Below are 638 nucleotides of genomic sequence, written 5' to 3'. Positions count from 1 at the left end.
GCGAGTCTGGGCTCTGGCCGAGCGCGCCTTCTCCTGGGGGGACGTGACCGAGTTTCTGCGCATTCCCTATGGCTATCTGATCGGGTTGATCTCGATCATGTTGGCACTCTCGGCCCTGCTGACCCTGGCACGGGCGATCCTCTATCTACTGGAAGGTTTCAAGGTGATCAAGCGAGGCGGCCCGTTGAGCCCTGGAGGGAACCATGACTGAAGCGCTCTATGGATTTGCTGCCCTGCTGGTACTGGTGTTCCTGCGGGTGCCGCTGGCCTTCGCCATGGGCATCGTGGGCTTTGCCGGCTTCTACTACCTGACCGGCAACGTGAATGCCGCCGAGGCGATGGCGGCCCGGCGAGTGGTGGATACCGCCATGGATTACGGGCTGTCGGTGATCCCGCTGTTTATCCTGATGGGCAACTTCGTTTCCCATGCCGGGCTATCTGACGCCCTGTTTCGGGCCTCCAACGGCTTTCTGGGGCATCGCAAGGGAGGCCAGGCGATGGCCACCATCGTCGCCTGTGGAGGATTCAGCGCCATCTGCGGTTCGAGCCTGGCTACCTGTGCCACCATGGGGCGCGTGGCGATGCCGCAGATGCGCAAGTATGGCTACAAGGACTCCCTGGCCTCTGCTTCCATCGCC

1 protein-coding gene and 1 pseudogene are annotated in these 638 nt (G+C 62.5%); both read left to right on the top strand.

The window, feature by feature from the left end; all coding sequences use genetic code 11:
- Nucleotides 1-211: pseudogene (locus tag RM463_RS17450) on the top strand (TRAP transporter small permease); the annotation flags it as partial.
- Nucleotides 204-638, top strand: a 435-nt coding sequence (locus tag RM463_RS17445; protein WP_311430775.1) for a TRAP transporter large permease subunit, incomplete at its 3' end; no start/stop codon positions are given. The pseudogene RM463_RS17450 and the gene RM463_RS17445, both read left to right, overlap by 8 nt.

This window comes from Halomonas sp. LES1 (assembly GCF_031846005.1).
Taxonomy (GTDB): Bacteria; Pseudomonadota; Gammaproteobacteria; order Pseudomonadales; family Halomonadaceae; genus Halomonas.
The sequence above is the reverse complement of the archived record's forward strand: the minus strand, read 5'-3'. Positions and strand labels throughout refer to the sequence as shown.